A 981-nucleotide genomic window follows, 5' to 3' on the forward strand; every position below is an offset into this window, starting at 1 on the left:
CCGCGGTCCGAATGGTGCACGAGGTTGCCGCTGGCAAACGGCCGCCGGTCGTGAAGCGCCTGCTCCAGGGCATCGAGGACAAAGTCGGCATGGGCCGTCCGCGACACGCGCCAGCCGACGATCCGACGGGCAAAGGCGTCGATGACGAAGGCGACGTAGACGAAGCCTCGCCAGGTGGCGACATAGGTAAAGTCGCTGACCCACAGGGCGTTCGGCCGCGGCGCCTGGAACTGCCGATTGACCCGGTCGAGCGGACAGGGCGCGGCCTTGTCGCCGACCGTCGTCTTCACCGGCTTGCCGCGAATGACGCCCTTCAGGCCCATGCTTCTCATCAGCCGGGCGACCGTGCAGCGGGCAACGTCGATGCCTTCGCGCCTCATCTGGCGCCAGACCTTGCGAACGCCATAGACGCCGAAGTTCGCCGCGAAGACGCGGCGGATCTCGCCGCAAAGGTCGGCATCACGGCATTCCCGGGCCGGTCGACGAGACGGATCCCGTTGGCGGGCGGCGTGCTCGTGGTAGGTCGACGGGGCGATCGGCAGAACCCGGCAGATCGGCTCGACCCCGTAGGCGTCGCGGTGATCGTCGATGAACGCCGTCATCGTCTGAACGGGCGGTCGAGCTCCGCCGCCGCAAAATACGCCGATGCCTTGCGCAGGATCTCGTTAGCCTGGCGAAGCTCGCGAACCTCGCGCTCAAGAGCCTTGATCCGGTCCCGCTCCTCGCTCGTTTGCCCGGCCCGCATGCCCTGATCACGTTCGGTCTGACGCACCCATTTGCGCAGCGTCTCGCCGGAGCAACCGATCTTCGCCGCGATGGAGGCGATCGCTTCCCATTGCGAGGCATGATCGCCCTGATGCTCCCGAACCATTCGGACCGCCCGTTCCCGGACCTCAGGCGAATATCTCTTCGATGTCGCTTTCGTCATGATGACCCCATTCTCTCAGGAATTGAGGTCTCCGGGAAAGTCGGCGCGGTTCA

Annotated in this window: 1 pseudogene and 1 other annotated feature; the pseudogene reads right to left on the reverse strand. The window is 66.0% G+C overall.

What is annotated here, in order from left to right:
• A pseudogene (locus tag AB5S17_RS23410) lies at positions 1-928 on the reverse strand (IS3 family transposase); the annotation flags it as partial.
• Positions 528-644: a sequence feature (AL1L pseudoknot), on the reverse strand. Its footprint overlaps the pseudogene before it by 117 nt.
• Positions 929-981: the final 53 nt, after the last annotated feature.

Origin of the sequence: Jiella sp. M17.18, assembly GCF_041027365.1 — a bacterium.
Lineage (GTDB): Bacteria > Pseudomonadota > Alphaproteobacteria > Rhizobiales > Rhizobiaceae > VKMB-3413.